Source organism: Aeromonas sp. QDB39 (assembly GCF_027707585.1).
Lineage (GTDB): Bacteria > Pseudomonadota > Gammaproteobacteria > Enterobacterales > Aeromonadaceae > Aeromonas > Aeromonas hydrophila.
This window is the reverse complement of the sequence record NZ_JAPCIV010000011.1, coordinates 47,244-65,843: the sequence shown is the minus strand read 5'-3', so window position 1 is coordinate 65,843 and position 18,600 is coordinate 47,244. Positions and strand designations below refer to the sequence as shown.

At 63.5% G+C, this 18,600-nt stretch carries 16 protein-coding genes; 8 read left to right on the top strand and 8 right to left on the bottom strand.

From position 1 onward, the window contains the following. Positions 1 to 5: 5 nt before the first annotated feature. The 4 genes from PG899_RS08305 to PG899_RS08290 all read right to left on the bottom strand — a co-directional run bounded on the left by PG899_RS08305 (position 6) and on the right by PG899_RS08290 (position 4,517). Positions 6 to 1,736: a 4Fe-4S dicluster domain-containing protein gene (locus PG899_RS08305; RefSeq protein ID WP_190283983.1), complete on the bottom strand. Its 1,731-nt coding sequence runs from the start codon at positions 1,734 to 1,736 to the stop codon at positions 6 to 8. Positions 1,737 to 1,840: 104 nt separating this feature from the next. Next, on the bottom strand, positions 1,841 to 2,443 hold the full coding sequence (locus tag PG899_RS08300; protein ID WP_190283982.1) for a DUF3306 domain-containing protein: 603 nt from the start codon (positions 2,441 to 2,443) through the stop codon (positions 1,841 to 1,843). After that, a complete protein-coding gene (locus tag PG899_RS08295; RefSeq protein WP_270697334.1) occupies positions 2,436 to 3,014 on the bottom strand; it encodes a DUF3305 domain-containing protein in 579 nt (192 codons plus the stop codon). The genes PG899_RS08300 and PG899_RS08295 overlap by 8 nt, the downstream gene beginning before the upstream one ends. A gap of 381 nt (positions 3,015 to 3,395) precedes the next feature. Further along, positions 3,396 to 4,517 carry a PIN domain-containing protein gene (locus PG899_RS08290; RefSeq protein WP_124253151.1) on the bottom strand — a complete coding sequence of 374 codons (1,122 nt, stop codon included), beginning with the start codon at positions 4,515 to 4,517 and terminating at the stop codon, positions 3,396 to 3,398. A 204-nt stretch (positions 4,518 to 4,721) separates the two neighbouring features. Between PG899_RS08290 and PG899_RS08285 the strand changes: the two genes are divergently transcribed. Together PG899_RS08285 and PG899_RS08280 are read left to right on the top strand one after the other, a co-directional pair. Next, a complete protein-coding gene (locus PG899_RS08285) occupies positions 4,722 to 5,579 on the top strand; it encodes a formate dehydrogenase accessory sulfurtransferase FdhD (RefSeq protein ID WP_190283980.1) in 858 nt (285 codons plus the stop codon). An 89-nt stretch (positions 5,580 to 5,668) separates the two neighbouring features. After that, complete coding sequence (locus PG899_RS08280) at positions 5,669 to 6,535, top strand: helix-turn-helix transcriptional regulator (protein ID WP_270697333.1); 867 nt, start codon at positions 5,669 to 5,671, stop codon at positions 6,533 to 6,535. 216 nt (positions 6,536 to 6,751) lie between these two features. Here PG899_RS08280 and PG899_RS08275 read toward each other — a convergent pair whose 3' ends face one another. Both PG899_RS08275 and PG899_RS08270 read right to left on the bottom strand, forming a co-directional pair. Beyond that, positions 6,752 to 8,845, bottom strand: coding sequence for a sensor histidine kinase (locus PG899_RS08275; RefSeq protein ID WP_190283978.1), 2,094 nt, complete (start codon positions 8,843 to 8,845; stop codon positions 6,752 to 6,754). Between the two features lie 31 nt (positions 8,846 to 8,876). Further along, positions 8,877 to 10,232: a sigma-54-dependent transcriptional regulator gene (locus tag PG899_RS08270; RefSeq protein ID WP_029299487.1), complete on the bottom strand. Its 1,356-nt coding sequence runs from the start codon at positions 10,230 to 10,232 to the stop codon at positions 8,877 to 8,879. 248 nt (positions 10,233 to 10,480) lie between these two features. Here PG899_RS08270 and PG899_RS08265 point away from each other — a divergent pair, with 248 nt between their 5' ends. The 6 genes from PG899_RS08265 to PG899_RS08240 all read left to right on the top strand — a co-directional run bounded on the left by PG899_RS08265 (position 10,481) and on the right by PG899_RS08240 (position 16,377). Further along, positions 10,481 to 11,323, top strand: a complete 843-nt coding sequence (locus PG899_RS08265) for a substrate-binding domain-containing protein (RefSeq protein ID WP_270697332.1) — start codon at positions 10,481 to 10,483, stop codon at positions 11,321 to 11,323. A 67-nt stretch (positions 11,324 to 11,390) separates the two neighbouring features. Next, the gene (locus PG899_RS08260; RefSeq protein ID WP_190283976.1) at positions 11,391 to 12,092 is read left to right on the top strand and encodes an ABC transporter permease; all 702 of its coding nucleotides are present in this window, start codon (positions 11,391 to 11,393) and stop codon (positions 12,090 to 12,092) included. Positions 12,093 to 12,207: 115 nt separating this feature from the next. Continuing rightward, the gene (locus PG899_RS08255) at positions 12,208 to 12,903 is read left to right on the top strand and encodes an energy-coupling factor ABC transporter ATP-binding protein (RefSeq protein ID WP_005303221.1); all 696 of its coding nucleotides are present in this window, start codon (positions 12,208 to 12,210) and stop codon (positions 12,901 to 12,903) included. Further along, positions 12,875 to 13,513 carry a molybdenum cofactor guanylyltransferase MobA gene (gene mobA, locus PG899_RS08250; protein WP_029299481.1) on the top strand — a complete coding sequence of 213 codons (639 nt, stop codon included), beginning with the start codon at positions 12,875 to 12,877 and terminating at the stop codon, positions 13,511 to 13,513. Before PG899_RS08255 ends, mobA begins: the two co-directional genes overlap by 29 nt. After that, positions 13,510 to 15,255: a bifunctional molybdopterin-guanine dinucleotide biosynthesis adaptor protein MobB/molybdopterin molybdotransferase MoeA gene (locus tag PG899_RS08245; RefSeq protein WP_190283975.1), complete on the top strand. Its 1,746-nt coding sequence runs from the start codon at positions 13,510 to 13,512 to the stop codon at positions 15,253 to 15,255. The genes mobA and PG899_RS08245 overlap by 4 nt, the downstream gene beginning before the upstream one ends. 63 nt (positions 15,256 to 15,318) lie before the next feature. Further along, positions 15,319 to 16,377, top strand: coding sequence for an FUSC family protein (locus tag PG899_RS08240; RefSeq protein WP_190283974.1), 1,059 nt, complete (start codon positions 15,319 to 15,321; stop codon positions 16,375 to 16,377). 69 nt (positions 16,378 to 16,446) lie between these two features. Here the strand turns inward: PG899_RS08240 and PG899_RS08235 are convergent, their stop codons facing one another. Beyond that, positions 16,447 to 17,820, bottom strand: a complete 1,374-nt coding sequence (locus tag PG899_RS08235; RefSeq protein WP_017409128.1) for an HD-GYP domain-containing protein — start codon at positions 17,818 to 17,820, stop codon at positions 16,447 to 16,449. Positions 17,821 to 17,907: 87 nt separating this feature from the next. Further along, the gene (locus tag PG899_RS08230; RefSeq protein WP_190283973.1) at positions 17,908 to 18,528 is read right to left on the bottom strand and encodes a DUF3332 domain-containing protein; all 621 of its coding nucleotides are present in this window, start codon (positions 18,526 to 18,528) and stop codon (positions 17,908 to 17,910) included. Between the last annotated feature and the right edge of the window lie 72 nt (positions 18,529 to 18,600).

Here is an 18,600-nt window from a genome sequence, read left to right as displayed (position 1 = left end):
GCCCCTCACACCTTGAGCTGGGAGACGGGATCCGCCGCCAGCGCCGCAAACACATCCTTGACCCGACAGTCCTCGCACATCAGCAGCCGCTGGGCGGCCTCGTTCTGGAAGTGGGAGTGACCGGCCAGTTTTTGCTGGATGCGGCGAATAAGGGAGGCCGGCGCAAACGGCTTGCCACAGCGAATGCAGCAGGCCGCCTCTTCGGCTTTAAGGCTCTGCACGGCGCGGCGCGCCTCGGGCACGGGTTGCAGGCGGGGCATCAGCACGATGGCCTGCTCGGGGCACGCCTTTTCGCACATGCCGCACTGGATGCAATCCTGCTCGATAAAGTTGAGGCCGGGGGCATGGCCCACTGCATGCAGGGCGCGGCTCGGGCAGACCGCCACGCAGCCCATGCAGAGGGTGCAGTCAGCTTCTTTGAGCTCGACACTGCCGTAAGGGGCGCCGTGGGGCACAGCCAGCGGCTCGCGGCCGCCATTGTTGGCTTGCCAGAGGGCATCGAAGGCGGCAAACAGGTTCTCCCGTTTGTCTCCTTTGAGCGGCTTGTCCAGCAGGGCAAGGGTCGGCTCACCGGAGATCGGCTTATCTAATTCGGCATCCGGGTTAAACAAGGCGATGCGATCGGCAGCAAGACCGGCGCCCGCCAGCAGCACGGCGGCGCTCGCCAGCTCCCGCTCAACCAAAGCCCGTACACTGGCGGGAGCATCGTCGCCCAGCGCGATGCGTACCGCGCTGGCGCCATAGGCGAGGGCGGCAAACCAGCTCTCGATACCCAAACTCGCGCTCTCCTCCACCCAGATCGGCAGCCAGTTGGCGGGCAGGCGGGTGAGTTCGGCTTCCACCCATTCGCGCTCGCTTTCACCGGCGATCAGCAACTGGGGCGCTTCGCCGCCCGCCTCCCGATAATGCTTGAGCAAGCGCAGCAGATAGTCGCCGCTGGTGTTGGCGTCGGGCTGGTGATAAGCAATCGCCCCGGTCGGACAGGCCGAGGCGCAGCTGCCGAAGCCCTGACAGAGATGGGGATCGATCTGGATGCGACCATTGATGGGCTTGAGCGCATCGGTCGGGCAGACATCGAGGCAGCGGCTGCAACCGGGCACGCCGCGGGCGGTAAAGGCGCAGGCCTCGGGGTCGAGGCGAAAATAGCGCGGCTTGTCGAAGATACCGGTGAGGGCACAGAGCTCGGCGAGCCGCTCGGCCAGGTCCGCGTCATCAAAGAGATGCAGATAGCCGACCGGCGGGCGCTCCAGCGCAAACAGCGGGACGCGGCCCAGATCGGCCACCAGATCGAAACGCGGTTCGCCATTTGCAGCGGCCTGCTGAGTAAAACAGAGCGCCGCCAGAGAAATACGTTCACCCTGACCGTTAAGGCCGGTGAGCTGGAACTGACCGAGATACCCGGTCAGGCTTGGCTCGCGCAGGGTCAGGGCATCCAGAGCGGCGGTAGCCTCGAAGATGGCCTCGAGATCCGCCGCCTCGGCGTCATAAACGGATTCGGTCACCAGCAGGGTCGGCATCACGCCTTGGGGCAGCAGGCTGGCGGCGCGGCGAATGCAGTCTTCCGGGCCGACCAGCAGCAGGCGCCCCTGACTCTGGTAGGAGACGGTGGCCGGGATCAGGTTGTCGGTCTTGACCGTATGCTGCAGAGCATGGGCGCGGGCATGTTCGTTGCGCGCGGCCACGCCATCGGCGGTCAGAGTTGCGACGGATGTTGTTATGGGTTGTTCGATGCTCACATGCACTCCTGTGCGCGCCACCTCGTGGGATGGCGTGCTTGTTGGTCAGCTGGGAGAGCAAGAGCCGAGCCAACTCCCCCAGGAAAAAAGTGACTGGCAGGGAGTCAGGATCCCAAATGCTCCATTCCCCCACCCTTGGTTGGGACATTTTGTCCATCATGGTCAACCAAAATGTCCCGATCGTCGGTGGGGTTTTGAGAATGGTTATCAGCCAACCCTTGCGGTTCGCTGGTTATGGCCGTGACGGCCACAATCGCCGGTTCGGGTGCGGCAGCGGTTGAGTGAGGGGCTTCCCCATCGGGCGCCGTCGACTGCTCCACCAGCCAGTTGCGCAGCCCGGCACTCAGGGCTGCGGGCAGCAATTCGGGCTGGCTGAAATCCTGGGTGTAGTCGTCGAGTCCATCCGGTTTATGGCTGCGAAACATGGCCCGCAGCGCCTCCCTGTCGGGGAGTTTGGCCTTGCCCAGCTGGGCCGTTTTCAGCTGCAGTTCGCCACTCTCAGCCCTTTCAATGATAAGTTGCTCACGACTCCCCTTGTCAGTGCTGACTACGGGGCTATCTGGCGCAGTATCTGGGATTTCAGCTTCGCCACTGCCATCGATGGGGGGTGCAAGCGCCTCAGTAATGACCTCTTGCCGTGGCTGCAATGCCTGATGCTTGCGCGCCTCACTCTTGCGAGACGACCAACGCTTGAGGAACTCACTCATGGGCGCTGTTTCCGGCCTTGTTTCCGGCACTGGCTCCGGCGTCGCTGCCACACGCGCGACCATCGGGGCCGGTGGCTTTCACGGCGCCGCAGCTGGCTTGACCTACCGTATCGACACCCAGCTGATCCTGCGCCCGCCCCTTGCCCTTCTTGCCCTTGCGACGGGCCTCCAGCAGCTCGCCGTGACGACCGATAAAGGCCTCCACCCAGGCTTGCAGCGCCTCGGGCAGCGGGCAGGAGAGCACCTGCCGCTCGCCATCCATATAGGCGGCGGCCACGGTCTGGCTCAGGGTGAGGCCATCGGCCACAAAGCCACTGTCAACGCGGCTTCCGGTCACAAAGAGGCGGGGCGAGCCGGAGCTCAGATTGAAGCGATAATCCCCCCGCTCATCGCGAAACAGGGTAAGGGGCAAGGCACCGGCAGTCTCAGGTTCAGCGGGATGGAGCGCAGCTATCTCAAAACGGCGGCTCTGCCAGCGGCCAACCTGGCTGTCGATGGCCTTTAACTCCAGTTGCAGCCAGCGCTGCGGGGGCAAGGTATTGGTGGTGTCTTGCACTGTCACGGCTCCCATCAGAAGGTCTCTGCCGGGCCGCCCTCCCCCGTGAACCACCCCGTTCGGGGCTGGTTACGGCAGGAGATTCAGGGCAGCCACGGCCATCAATGGGATAAGACATAGCAAGAGTGGGGCCAAGGCCGGTTTGGAGGTTGATGGGGGCTTTGATACAGGTTGGCGCGTTGTGCGGGACATGGGTTGGTGCGGGCGTAGGTTGGTGCAGAACGCAGCGAAGCCAAACATGCGGCGTAAAACCCATCAACCTGTGCAGGAGCGAGGGGATGGCAATAATCGAGTAAGCCTGAATTATCCGATTATTGCCTTGATAAGAATATTCGCAGTAAATGTTGGGCTTCACTTCGTTCTGCGCCAACCTACGATTTGGCCCATGATATGAAACTATTCTTCGTAATCATCATATTCTGGCTCTATATATCCAAAATCAATGGTATTTATAGGACTTACAATTTCAACCTCATCTATTGACAGTTCATCAATCGGTCCATTTAGATCACCCGAAATTGTAATTAGTATTTCCGACTCGAACTCACGTACCACCTGTACAGTTACACCTCCCATCGATACATGATCTCTATCTATAGAATCATACATGGATAATGAAAACTCACCTTCAGCCTCCACGGAAATTGAGGCCAAAGCTTCTAACACAACCCTGTCCTCATCCTTATCAACTATACGAAACTCATGTTCAAGCAACGAAAAATCGTTAAACCAGCCATGACTACCATCAGCTTCCCAATAAAACGCTGAATCAGCTTCTTGATCTGGAGTGAATCCATCCAAGGCAGATTCTAAACGTGAGCTTATTGCAGCAAGAAACTTCGAGGCTGAACCTGAAATTAAAGCTGCTTCAAGATTTGCTAACAACGTATATGGTGCATTGGTTTGGTTAAAAACTTCCAAGCCACGAGAAAAGTCATCTTGATAGTCGATTCTCGTTGAGTCCTGACAAAAACTTTTCCAATCTCCATCCTTGGCAATAGCTAGAACATATTCATCATTCTTATCAGCCCATGCTTCAACAGCCATAAGAACTATAGCGTCAGGGAATTCATTTTTCTTTTTCCCTGTTTCTGCAAATGGTGGCTCATTGGAAAAATATTTAGAAAGTAAGTCAGAGACTGAAACATAACTTCCAGTTTCTAGGACTAAAGCTCCTGTCGAATCTATAAATTTATTCATTCTGCTCTCAGCAAGCCCATTAACCTCTTTACTGTCAATGAGCATTTTCTTTGCATCATTCAACTCACTACCATCGAAGAATAGATGGTCACCAGCCTCATTGAGTGCTTTTTCTAAAGCTGCACGCGAAGTACTAATCCTAGTTTCTAGGTGTCGCTGAACTTCATTTTTTACCACATCAGGTAAAATATATTCTATAGGGCTTTTCTTAAATTGTGCCAATTTCCCTAACAATCCCTTTTCTAGCTTTAATCCATTACCATCAAAAATTGATGTATCGACTAGAATAGCCCCGTACTTAATTTCATCACCCGACATTTTCTTTGCCCCATAGAAATATTATCAATATTATCATTTAGTCAAGGGAACTCGTCTAGACCATATTGCATTTCTAATGAATGCATATTAATGATTTAAGATCCAACACTCATTTCGTACCCACCACCATTAATTTCACATAATCTGGAACAAAACTTGCTGTATCCCTCCCCTTAGATCCCGGCAACCGGTCGCGAGGGGCCCATGACACCGACCTTTATCAAAAGCAATGCTGCCGCCCAGCTCACCATGGCCGTCGAGGTGATGGATGAGCAGGGCACGCTGCAAACCCGCCAAATCGCCTGTGAGCGGCCACTGACGGTCTACCTCAACTGGAAGGAGATAGTAACCCTGATGACGCTGGGGGCCCGCCCCGAGGCGCTGGTGCTGGGTTACCTGAAAAATCAGGGCTTTATCGAGGATATTTCGGCTATCGAGTCGGTGATCGTCGACTGGGAGAGCGAGGCCGCCGCCGTGGTGAGCAGCCAGCAGGCAGCCGATCTCGACAAATCCTTGGAGAAGAAGACGGTCACCTCCGGCTGCGGTCAGGGCACCATGTATGGCAGCGTGATGAAGAAACTTGAAGGGGTGGTACTGGCGGCGCCTGAGCTTAAACAGAGCACCCTCTATGCCCTGCTCAAGGCGCTGTCGGCCCATAACGAAACCTACAAGATGGCGGGCGCCGTCCATGGCTGCGCCATCTGCCGCGGCGCCGAAATTCTCTCCTTTGTCGAGGATGTGGGGCGCCACAATGCGGTGGATACCCTGGCGGGCGAGCTCTGGATGCGCGGCGAGTGTGGCAGCGACAAGATCTTCTACACCACCGGGCGACTCACCTCGGAGATGGTGATCAAGGTGGCGCAGATGGGCATTCCGGTGCTGCTGTCGCGCTCCGGCGTCACCCAGATGGGGCTGGATCTGGCCCGTCAGCTCGGCATCACCATGATTGCCCGCGCCAAGGGGCGCCACTTCGAGGTATTCAGCGGCCATGACCAGCTGGTGCTGGACGAGAAGCCGCCGGTGCTGGCGCCCAGTTCGGCCGGTCGCGGGATGCGGGATTAAGCCATGAACGAGTTGATGAGTGCCGAACAGATCGCGCTGTATCTCGATCAGACCAGCCAGAGGGCCAAACGCAAGCCATGAACGAGTTTATGAACGTGAAGCAGGTGGCCGAATACCTCGATCTCAACGAGAAGAAGGTCTACCAGCTCGCCAACGAGGCGCGCATCCCAGCCACCAAGGCGACCGGCAAGTGGCTGTTTCCGCGCTCCCTGCTCGATCGCTGGCTGCTTGGCAGCTGCCACGAGGGGGTGATGAACGACCGGCTGCTGCTGGTGGGTTCGGACGACGTGCTGCTGCACTACGCCAGCAGTCGTTTGGCCCAGCAGCTCGGCACCCAGGCACTGGTGGGCTACACCCCGTGTGGCACAAGGCAGGGGCTGGCGATGCTGGCACGCGGCCATGTGGATCTGTGCGCCATCCACTGGGGTCAGGCCGAGGAGGCCCACCTGCGCCATCCGGCGCTGGTGCAGCAGTATCAGGGCCACCGACAATGGGTGATCGTACATGGATTTCGGCGGGTGCAGGGGCTGGTGCTGCGCCGGGGCTTGCAACCGAAAGAGGCGAGACAAGCGCTCGACTGGCGCTGGGCCATGCGCCAGGAGGGGGCCGGTAGCCAGCGCGCTCTGCAGGAGTGGCTGCAAACACAAGGGGAGTCACTGACCCGGCTGGATCGCACCCTCGAGGTCAACAGCGAGCGGGAGCTGGCCGCCGCCATCAGCCGCGGCGATGCCGACGTCGGGCCCGGCGCCCAGAGCACCGCCACCGAATTCGCCCTCGACTTCATGCCGCTCTCCCAGGAGTGCTTCGATCTGGTGATGCCGCAGGGGGTCTTCTTTCGCACCCTGCTGCAGCAGCTGATCGGCTGGCTGCAATCCCCCGAGGGGCGCGAGCTGGCAGCCCGCCTCGGCGGCTATGACCTGACCCAGAGCGGCAAGCTGGTGTGGAGTCCGCAGTAAGTATCCCCTCACTCGCCCGTAAAAAAGCCCGCCAATATTGACGGGCTTTTTTGTGCCTCATTCTGAATTGCGGCAGTCACCCCCTCCCCATTGAGGGCAATACGCGCCCTTCAAGTTTGGCGGGCTTTTTTGTGCCTCACTCTGAATTGCGACAGTCACCCTCCCCATTGAGGGCAATGCACGCCCTTCAAGTTCGGCGGGCTTTTTATGATGTTGTCATGGCTGGGGCTCGACGCTTGCATCACGCCCCTCGGCGTTGAGGGCGATGCGCCACCCCTCCAGCCGGGCGCGCTCGCCGCCGCTGGCCAGCCGGGCGTGGCTGCGCAGGCGGATGGTAAAGCAGCTGCCCTGCCCCGGGGTGGAATCTACCAACAGCTCCCCGCCCCAGCGACTGATGATGCGGTGGCTCAAGGCCAGCCCCAGCCCGGTACCGGTGGCACGGGTAGTGAAGAAGGGGTCGAAGATCTTGTCGATGATGGCGGCCTCGATGCCGCTGCCGTTGTCGATGACCCGCACCTCGGCCCCCTGCAGGGCCCCGGCGTCATCCAGCCAGTCGCGGCTCTCGACCCGGATCTCCCCCTGCTCCCCCAACGCATGGCTGGCGTTGACCAAAAGGTTGATCAGCACCTGCAGCAACTGCTGGCGATCCGCCTCGATGGGCTGCTGGGCCCTGAGATCGGCCACCAGGTTCACCTGCTGCTGGCGCAGGGCGGAACGCACCAGGGTCAGGCTCTCCTCGATGATGGGGGTGAGGTGCTGCCACACCGGCGCCGTCTCGTAGTCGCCGGGACGCGAATATTGCAGCAGACTGCGGGTGATGGCGCGAATGCGCTCGATCTGGGCCAGCACCAGCGCCAGCTCCTCGCTCACCGGCGCGGCCGCCTCCCCCAGCTCCAGCTTCATCAGCTCCACGTTGCCGAGGATCACCGCCAGCGGATTGTTGATCTCGTGGGCCACCCCGGCGCAGAGCTCGCCGAGGGCCGCCAGCTTCTCGCTGATCAGCAGCTGCTGGCGGGCCTGGGTCAACATGTGGATGTGGTGTTCGAGCTCGGCGGTCTTCTGCTCAAGGCTCTGGGTGCGCTCGGCCACCTTCTGCTCCAGCTCGTCGGCGCTGCGGGCCAGCTGCTGCTGGTGCGCCGCCTGCTGATCCAGCATGGCGTCGAACTGGCGACCGAGCTGAGCCAGCTCGTGATCGGGGTCGAGGGCCAGCACGCCGATGCGGGCCGGCTGACCCGCCTGTACCTGGCGCACCACCTTGTGCATCCGCTCGATAGGGGTGAACAAGTCCCGCGCGCCGCGATAGACCAGCAGGCCGGAGAGCAGCAGCAACACCACCACGCCGGAGCCCAGCTCCAGCAGGTTGGTGAGGTAGGTACGGATGATGGGCCACTCGAGAAAACCGACGTAGAGCATGCCGATGCGCTCGCCATTGGCGCCCAAGAGCGGCTCGTAGCCCGACACATACCAGGCGTCGTGCACGAAGGCGCGATCAATCCAGGGCTCACCGCGCCCCAGCACCTGCTCGCGCACCGGCGCCGACACCCGAGTGCCCACCGCCCGCCCCAGCTGGCGACTGCTGCTGGCGGGCACGTTGGTGCTCACCCGCAGATCGCCGAGAAACAGGGTGACGGTGCCGATGCTGCCGGCCGGCAGGGTGTTCTTGGCAAACACCTGACCCTTGAGCTCATCCACCAGCCGGGTGCTGCCGTTGATGAGCTCGCCCCCCTCCAGCACACCCCAGAGGCTGCCGTCCCGCCCCATCACCGGGGTCAGCGAGAGGCTGACCAGGCCACGGGTCTCCTGCCCCGCCACCGGATCATATTCCCGCTCCAGCACGGCGCGGCTGGCCAGTGCCGGCGAGAGCGCCAGCAGTTGCTCCCGCGACCAGACCACGAAGTGGCTGACGCTGCACCCGGCGGCGAGGGCCGCACGATCCTGCGCTGGCAGCAGATCCAGCTCGCTGCCGCTGCGCAGGCGCAAAAAATCGAGGCCGTAGTTGGCGGCGAGCGGCATCACCCATTGGCGCAAGCGAGCGGGGGATTCGCGCAGCTGCAGCTGGAAGGCCCAGGCATCGCGCAGGTGTTCGAGGTGCTCGGCCTGGCGCTGCTGCTGCACGCTCACCGCGTGGTGGGCGACGCCCAGGTCGCTGCGCACCGTGGTGAGCAGGTTCTGCCAGCTGTAGGTGAGGGTCCAGTAGAGGGTGAGTCCTATCATGCCGGCCAGGGTCAGCATGATGGGCACCGAGGTGAGCAGCAGCAGACGCCAGCGCACCTTGGTTCTGAGCAACCACGGGATCTGCGCCAGCCTCATGACTCACTCCGGCGGCAAGGGGCGAGCCGGCTCATTCGATGGCCCACTCCTTGAACTTGCGCTCCAGGGTCTTGCGTGCCACCCCGAGTACTCGGGAGGCGGCCGACTTGTTGCCATCATGGCTCGCCACCACCTGCAAGATGTGAGCCTTCTCCACCTCGGCCAGCGCCCACTCCAGCGGATAGCCCTCCTCCCCCCGCGCCGACTCGGCCGGCTTGGCGCTTTGCCAGTATTCGGCGGGGGGCTTGCCCAGCAGCAGGCAGCGCTCAATGAGGTTGCGCAGCTCGCGCACGTTGCCGGGCCAGGGGTAGGCCTGCATGGCCACCACATCCTCGTGGGTCCAGTGCAGGGCGCCCATCCCCATCTCGGCGGTGAGCTGGCGGGTGAAGTGGTGCACCAGGGCGGGAATGTCGTCGATGCGCTCACGCAGGGGGGCCACCGGCAGCGCCACCACGTTGAGGCGGTAGAAGAGATCTTCACGAAACCGGCCCGCCTCCACCTCCGCCTTCAGGTTGCGGTTGGTGGCGGCGACGATGCGCACGTCCACCGAAAGCTCGCGCTCGGCACCGACCGGGCGGATGGCTTTCTGCTCCAGCGCCCGCAGCAGGGAGGCCTGCATGGCGAGCGGCATCTCGCCGATCTCGTCCAGAAACAGCGTGCCCTGGTGGGCGACCCGGAACAGGCCGTCGCGCCCCTTGCGGGCGCCGGTAAAGGCCCCCTGCACGTGGCCGAACAGCTCGCTTTCAAGCAGCTCGGGGGCGATGGAGGCGCAGTTGAGCGGCACGAAGGCCCCCATCCGACCGGAGAGCTGGTGCAGGGCGCGGGCCACCAGCTCCTTGCCCGTGCCGGACTCCCCCTCCACCAGCACGGCGGCGTTGGAGGGGGCGACCCGGGCGATCAGCGTCTTGAGCTCGCGGGTCTTGGCGCTGTCGCCGATCAGGGTGGGCGGGAACAGCTTGCTCACCTCCCGGCGCAGCAGCAGGTTCTCCCGCTCCATCTGGCGGCGCTCGATGACCCGGTCCACCGCCTGCACCATCTGATCCAGGTTGAAGGGTTTGAGAATGAAGTCGCTGGCACCGAGCCGCAGCGCCTTGAGGGCGGTCTCCATGTCGCCGAAACCGGTCATGAAGATGATGTCGCTGCGCCGGGTGGCGGGATCGATGGCCTCGTGCCACTCGATGCCGGAGCGCCCCGGCAGGCGGATGTCGGCGATGATGAGATCAAAATGCAGGCGGCAGCGCAGGGCCTCGGCCTCCTCCACGCTGGCGGCCGTCTCTATCTGGGCGAAGCGCCGGGCCAGCGCCTTGGCGAGGAAGCTGCGCATGCCGGGTTCGTCGTCGACGATGAGCAAGGAGAGGGCGGACCAGCGGCTGGCGGGTGCAGTCATGAAAAAAGTACCTCAGATTCGACAAGGTTCCGGGATTGTCCCACCGACCTTATAAACTGTGGGACATTTTGTCGCTAACCGGCCCCAAGTGCCAACTCCGTTTATTAAAAGCGACGGTGCCATCACGCAATTAGTGCGCTTAACCGACTGTTTTCACATTAAAAACTGGGCCGAACAAGGCTCGCGGTCAGCTTGGCACCCTGCTTGCTTAGTCCTGCCCTCTCTCCATCACCGGGTACCCTGACATCATGATCACAGCCACAGTGCGCAAACGCCTCGCCCTTGCCCTCTCCTCCGCCCTGCTGCTCAGCCTGCCGCTCTGGAGCGCTGCCAGCCATGCCGAGACCAAGGCGCCCATCCGCCTCGCCACCACCACCAGCACCGAACAGTCCGGCCTGCTGGGCTGGCTGTTGCCCCAGTTCACCAAGGAGACCGGCTACCCGGTGCAGGTGATGGCGGCCGGTACCGGCCAGAGCCTGAAGATGGGCGAGAACGGCGACGCGGATCTGGTGATGACCCACGCCCCCTCTGCCGAGCAGGCCTTCGTCGAGGCGGGCTTTGGCATCGAGCCGGAGCACCTGATGTACAACGACTTCGTCATCGTCGGCCCGGCGAAAGATCCGGCCGGTCTTGGCAAGCTGCACGACGCCGCTAAGGCGCTGGAGGCCATCGAAGACAAGGGGCAGACCTTTATCTCCCGCGGGGACGAGTCCGGCACCCACATCAAGGAGAAGACCCTGTGGCAGGCGGCCGACGTCAAGCCTGAGTTCGCCGGCTACAAGTCCATCGGCCAGGGTATGGGGCCGACCCTGACCATGGCTTCGGAGCTCGGTGCCTACACCCTGACCGACCGCGGCACCTGGCTCGCCTACCAGAGCAAGCTGGATCTCGCCGTGCTGCTGGAGGGGGACAAGCGGTTGTTCAACCCCTATCAGGTGATCCTGGTCAACCCCAAGCGCTACCCGGATCTCAACACCGAAGGGGCCCGCACCCTGAAGAACTGGCTGGTCTCCCAGCATGGCCAGCAGCTTATCGGTGACTTCAAGGTGGCCGGCCAGCCGCTGTTCGTGGCCGACGCCAAGCCACAGTGATGCCAAGGCCGACCCTGCTCGACCTGCCCCTGGTGCCCCTCGCCACCTTGAGTGACGGAGGCGCCCGGTGCCGACCCTGATCGAGACCACACTGGCGGCGCTGGCGCTGCTGTTCAGTGGTGACGCCGAACTGTGGCAGGTGGTGGGGGTCTCCTTCTCGGTGTCGGGCCTCGCGCTCGGGCTGGTGCTGCTGCCGGCCCTGCTGCTCGGCTTCGCGCTGGCCTATCTGCCGATCCCGGCGCGCTGGCTCTGGCTCTCCTGCATCAATACCCTGCAGTCAGTGCCGACCGTGGTGATTGGCCTCTTGCTCTACATGCTGCTGTCGCGGGCCGGCCCCTTCGGCGACTGGAAGATGCTGTTCACCCAGCAGGCCATGGTGGTGGGGCAGATGCTGATCGCCTTTCCGGTGATCACCACCATGGCTCACGCGGCGTTCGTGCAGAGCGACCGGCGCGCCTGGGAGACCGCCCGCACCCTGGGGCTCTCCTGGCCCAAGGCGCTGCTCGGGCTGATGCGCGAGTGCCGCTTCGGCCTGCTGGCGGCGGTGATCGGCGCCTTCAGCCGCATCGTCACCGAGGTGGGCTGCTCCATGATGGTGGGGGGCAACATTTTGCACTTCACCCGCAACATCCCCACCGCCATCGCGCTGGAGACCCAGAAAGGGGCCTTCACCCAGGGGGTGGCACTCGGCATAGTGCTGCTGGCCCTGGCCCTGCTGCTCAACCTGTTGCTGACCGCGTGCCGTGGTCACAGCTATCTGAAGAACTGACCATGGCGCAGCGCACTATTATCCATAGCCAAATGCTGCTGACCCCACCGCTGTCGCGGTCACGGTTATGTGAAGAACCGACCATGCCCCCACCGTTCATCCACCGGAGTACGCCATGGCCCTGACCGCCCACCAGCTGATGATGCGCTTTGGCGAGCGCGACCTGTTCCAGATTGAGCAGCTCTCCATCGCGGCCGGCGACGCCATCTGGCTGCGCGGCGCGAACGGGGTGGGCAAGACCACCTTGCTCAAGATCCTGGCCGGCCTGCTCACCCCGACCCGGGGCCACACCAACCTCCCCTCTGGCTGGCGCGGCAAGCTCGGCCAGTGGCTCAAGCGCGATCCGGGGCCGGGTCGGGTCACCTACCTGCACCAGACTCCCTACCTGTTTGATCGCAGCGTGCACGACAACGTGGCCTGGGCCCTCGGCCATCGCGCCGCCGACGAGGTGCGGGTGTTCGAGGCGCTGCGCCGGGTCGAACTGGAGAGCCTGGCGCGCGAGCACATCAGCATTTTGTCTGGCGGCGAGCGCCAGCGGCTGGCCATGGCCCGCGCCTGGGCGCTGCAGCCCGCCTTTTTGCTGATGGACGAGCCCACCGCCAATCTGGATGCACATTCGGTTGCCCTGATGGCCGCCATGGCGCAAGATCTGCGGGAACAGGGCAGCGGCCTGGTCATCATCAGCCACCAGAGCAACGATCTGACCGACCTGTGCGAGCGGCAATGGACCCTCGCCCGGGGCCGGCTGCACGAACCCACTCCTTTGAAAATCATCGAGCGACATGACCTCAAACAGCGAACCTCGTACTGACCGCTTCCCCGTCTCCGCCGTGGTGCTGGCCGGCGGCCGTGCCACCCGCATGGGGGGCGCCGACAAGGGCTGGGTCGAGTTGGCGGGCCGCCCGCTCATCGACCACGTGCTTGACCGACTGAGGCCCCAGGTGGACGAGATCCTGATCAACGCCAACCGCAGCCAGGCCCGCTACCAGGCGCTGGCCCCGGTCATCGGCGACGACAACCCCGACTATCTCGGCCCGCTGGCCGGCATGCAGGCCGGCCTTGCCGCCGCCCGTCACGACTGGGTGCTGTTCGTGCCCTGCGACGGCCCCGCCCTGCCCCGCGATCTGATGGCGCGCTTTCGCGCCGCCCTGACCCCGGCGACCGAGCTGGTGGTAGCCCATGACGGCGACTGGCTGCAACCCGTAGTAGCTCTGCTGCACAAGTCCCTGCTCCCCTCCCTGTCCGCCGCGCTGGCCGAGGGAGAGCGCAAAATCGATATCTGGTTTGCCCGCCACCAGATGGCGGTGGTGAGCTTTGCCGACCAGCCGGATGCCTTCATCAATCTCAACAGCCCGGACGAGCTGGCCGCCTACGAGGCGCGCCTGCCAGACTCCGCGACCGGACAAGGAGCCACCTCATGACCCCGGCCCCCACCCTGCCTCTGCTCGGCTTTGCCGCCTGGAGCGGCACCGGCAAGACCACTCTGCTCGAGCAGCTCATCCCCCTGCTGGTGAGCCGCGGCCTGCGCCTCGGGGTGCTCAAACACGCCCACCACGACTTTGACATCGACCAGCCGGGCAAAGACAGCCACCGCCTGCGCCAGGCCGGTGCCTGCCAGATGATGGTGGCCTCCCGCCGCCGTCACGCCCGCATCATCGAGACCGATCTGGGTGAGGCCGATTTTCGCGAGCTGCTGGCCAGCTTCGATCAGCGCAGCCTCGACCTGCTGCTGGTGGAAGGGTTCAAGCACGAGCACTTCCCGAAAATCGAGCTGCACCGCGCCGCCATCGGCAAGCCGCTGCTGTTCCCGATGGATCGCGACATCATCGCCGTGGCCAGCGATCAGCCCACAGAGACCGCCCTGCCCCGGCTCGACATCAATGATCTGGAGGCCATCGCCGACTTCGTCTGTGCCTACCTGGCGCAGAGCCAGCAGCAGGAGCAGGCACCGGGGGCCGGGTTCCTGTCGGTCGAGGGGGCGCGCCAGGCCATTCTTGACGCACTCGCCCCCTCTACCCGCAGCATCGACCTGCCGCTCGCCCGCTGCCACGGTGCCGTGCTGGCGGGGGATCTCGTCAGCCCCATCAATGTGCCGCCCCACGCCAACTCGGCGATGGACGGCATTGGCCTGCGCAGCGACGATCTCGCCGCCGGCCGCTGGCAGCTGGTGGGGGAAGTGCTGGCGGGCCAGCCGCGCAGCGAGCCGGTGCTGGCGGGACAGGCGGTGCAGATCATGACCGGCGCCCCGCTTCCCCCCGGCGTCGATACCGTGGTGATGCGCGAAGAGAACCAGCTTGACGGTGAATGGGTCAGCGTCAGCGCCCCCGTCAAGGCAGGGCAGAACGTGCGTCAGGCCGGCGAAGATCTGGCGCTGGGCGCGGTCGCCATCCCAGCCGGCACCCGCCTCGGCGCCCCTCAGCTCGGGCTTGCGGCTTCTCTGGGACAGGCAACGCTGACGGTGCGCGCACCGCTCAAGGTGGCGCTGTTCAGCACCGGCGACGAGGTGCAGGCACCGGGCGAGACGCTCGCCCCCGGCCACATCTTCGACAGCAACCGCTTCACCCTGATGGCGCTCATCGCCGGGGCCGGCTGCGAGGTGATGGACCTTGGCATCATCCCCGATGATCCCGCCATTCTGCGCCAGCAGTTGGCACAGGCCGCGGTCGACGCCGACCTGGTGCTGAGCTCGGGCGGGGTGTCGGTCGGCAATGCCGACTTCATCAAGCAGGTGCTGGCCGAGCTTGGCCAGATCGCCTTCTGGCGCATCCAGATGCGGCCGGGCCGCCCGCTCGCCTTCGGCAAGCTGGGGCAGACCCCCTTCTTCGGCCTGCCCGGCAACCCGGTGGCCGCCATGATCTGCTTCCTGCAATTCGTCGAGCCCGCCATCGCCCGCCTGCAGGGCCGGGTGTGGCAGCCGCTGCGCCTCTCGGCGCTGGCCGAGCAGCAGATGAAGAGCCGACCCGGGCGCACTGAGTTCCTGCGCGGCATCTTCCATCAGGACGCCAGCGGCGTGCTGCGGGTACGCACCACAGGGCCGCAGGGCTCCGGCATCCTCAGCTCCATGAGCGATGCCAACTGCCTGATTGAAATCGTCCCCGCCCAGCCAGCCATCGCGGTCGGCGAGCGGGTCTGGATCCACCCACTCCAGGGACGAGTGGCCTGATACCGGTGTCCACCCCGCCGGGCGTGGCGGGGTGGCTGCCCCCATGAATCCGAGGCTTGTCCCTTGCGCCTGAATGCCCCCCTCTCCCGGCTCGATCTGCTGATCTACGGTCACTACCGCATCGTCCACGGCCTGCGCATCGCGCTCGCCTTCATGCTCACCTTTCTGCTGACCCGCGAGCTCAAGCTGCCGGAAAGCACCTGGCCCCTCATCACCCTGGTGGTAGTGATGGGCCCCATCTCGTTCTGGGGCAATGTGCTGTCGCGCGCCCTGCAGCGGGTGGTCGGCACCATCTTCGGCGCCAGCTGCGGGGTGGTGGCGCTCTATCTCGAGCTCTACTCCCTGCCGCTGATGCTGCTGTGGTGCGGTTGCATCATGTTTCTGTGCGGCTATCTGGCGCTCGGCAAGCGCCCCTACGTGGGGCTGCTCATCGGCATCACCCTCGGCGTCACCATGGGGGCCATGCCCGGCGACATCGAGACCGCCCTGTGGCGCAGTGCCGACGTGATCCTGGGCTCATTGCTGGCGCTGCTGTTTTGCAGCATCTATCCCCAGCGCGCCTACAGCCACTGGCGGCTGCAGATGCACGACACCCTGCAGCAGGCCCAGCGGCTCTACCACACCCACCTCTCCCCCAACGTGCTGGAGCGGCCGCGCCTCGCCCACAACCACGCCAGACTGCTCGCCAAGATGGTGAGTTTGCGTCCCCTGCTGACCCCGGCCGTCAAGGAAACCCGCCTTGGCAGCGCCCTGTTCGAAGCGATCCAGACCACCATGCGCAACACCCTCTGCACCCTGGAGATGCTGGCCAACACCTACTGGCGCGATCGCCAGAGCCACTTTCTGATGCAGAGCACCCCTGAGCTGCGCGCCTGCCAGCAGGCGACCGAGGCGCTGATGAGCGAGCTGGCGCTGATGCTCAAGAGCGGCGAGCTGCAGGGCTCTGAGCTGGCCATCAGCCGTCTGCAGGAGGCGGCCGGCCGGGTGCGGATCGACGCCGGCGGCGAGGCCGCCATCAGCGGCTATCTGTGGCTCAACCTGCAACTCACCGAACAGCTCACCCACCTGCGCCGGCTGCTGGGCCTGGTGATGCACCCGCCCCGCAGTCAGAGCCACCCATAGCAAAACGCCCCGCAAAGCGGGGCGTTGTCATCTCAGGCCAATGGCTTGAGGCCAGATATGGCGCCAACATTAACTGGCGTTTGCCAGCGGCTGCTCGAACGGGAGGTAGAGGGAAAAATCCTGGATCCCCGCCTGCAGGGCAGCAAAGCAGTCCGGATCAATCGCTGATCCCAACGTCTCGGCCATCATCTCCAGCGCCTGGGGCACCGGGATGGCGCCGCGATAGGGCCGTTTGGCCGTGATGGCATCAAAAATGTCGGCCGTGGTGATGATGCGGGTCTCCAAGGCTATCTCGTCCCCTTTCAATCCTTTGGGGTAACCCTTGCCATCGAGGCGCTCATGGTGGGCCCCCGCCACTTGCGCCAGCTCCTCGAACGCCCCGATGCGACTCAGGATCTCCTCGGTATAGGCGGCATGCATCTGCACGGCGGCCCACTCCTGCGCATCCAGCTTGCCCGGCTTGTCGAGAATGGCGTTGCTCACCCCCAGCTTGCCCACGTCGTGGAGCAGAGCGCCGCGCTTGAGCCAGCGTCGTCGCTGCTCGGACAAGCCCATCTGGGTGGCGAGGATGTCGGTATAGAGCGCCACCCGGCCACTATGACCAGCGGTGTAGGGACTTTTGGAGTCCACCACCTGGCCAAACGCCGCCGCGATCTCGTCCAGATAGTCTTCATCCAGAGCTACTTCCCCCTGCCCGGCCGGGTGAACGAACACCCACTCAGCCAACCTGGGATCCGCCAGTCCTTGCCAAAAGTCGTCATCCGCCAACGCCTCAAACTCGCTAACCAATTGAGGATCAAACCAGCTGCCGCTGCGCTCGCGCAGCTCTTTGAGGGCTGCATCCGGGCCAGCAGTAGCGTGAAACACATCCACCACCTGGCAGAGCAGCGCTATGCGAGAGAAGAGCGGAATCGCGTCACCGGCCAGTTGCAACGGTCGACCTTTGCCGTTCCAGTGCTCATCCAGAGAGAGGATGCCGGCGGCGACCTCTTCACTGAACCGCAACTGGCGAGCGATGTCCGCCCCCCGATGACAACGGGTCTGGATCAGTTCGTTGGCAATCTGATCGCCGTTGCGAAAGATATGGAACAGGCTGCGAAAACGCCCCAGCAGATCCGCCTGCAAGCCGGTGTGGCCCAGCACGAAGTTGACCACCTCGGAGAGGGAGCCATCCACCAGCTTGAAGTCGCGTTTGAAGTGAAGATCGTCGGTGAGATAGAGCTCGCAGATACGGGCCGCATTGCTGCTGCACCCCAGATCCTTGAGCAGCAGCATGTAATAGAGATCATGGCGCTGCCGGGCATCCAGCGCCAACCGCTCGGCCAGCCGGGAACCTATCCAGCAACAGCGAATGCAGTGCCCTCTTGGTTGTCCCTCGGTCATGTCGAGTGCATGACTGAGGGAACCAATCAACTCTGCCAACCGCAATCCATTCACCGTCATAGCCTGCTCCCTTGGACATCATGGCGATCTTGCCTGCTGACTAGGTATACCTTATCCAGAGAGGAATAGATCTGGATTCAGATGAATTTACGCCTCGGCACTGCCAGTCCGGGCTTTTTCCTCCAGCTGGGCCGGGGTCAGGGTCGACACAAGCCGGCCGTCGAAATAGATGTCCAGCAGCTCGCCGCGCTTTTCGCCACGCATCAGGCTGCTGCGCCCGTCCAGGTAGTGCACCTCCATCTGGGCGGTGCGCTCGTCCGGGTAGCTCACCTCCACCTCGCGCACCCCTTGCGGCAGCATGGCCAGCGGCACCTTGTTGAGGGACGGGTCCAGGTGCTGATTGACCTTGATCAGGGCGTCCAGCTTCTGATCCACCAGCGCCGGCGACTTGCCGGTGATGGGGTTCTTGCCAGACCAGAATTCGATGGTATTGAACACGAACAGATCGGCGGTGGCCGCCAGGCCATAGACCGGCGAGAGCAGGACGAAGACCCCGGCCCGGCCGTAACGGTTGTCCACCACGCTGAGGTTGCCCTTGGTCACCATGGAGGAGAGCCCCATCTGCCCCATACAGCCGCTCAGTCCCACGCTTGCCACCATGCCCGCCAGCAGCGCCAGTGCCCTGCCATCTCTTCTCGTTGCCATCGTCTTCGCTTGCTCCAGAAATAATGAGGCGGCAAGCCTAAACAGGCCGCCACCAACGGGCAATTCACAAGCAGGGAGCGATACAGCGGGGGTTCAGACTGGGATATCGACTGCTCACCATTCATACAGCCTGTC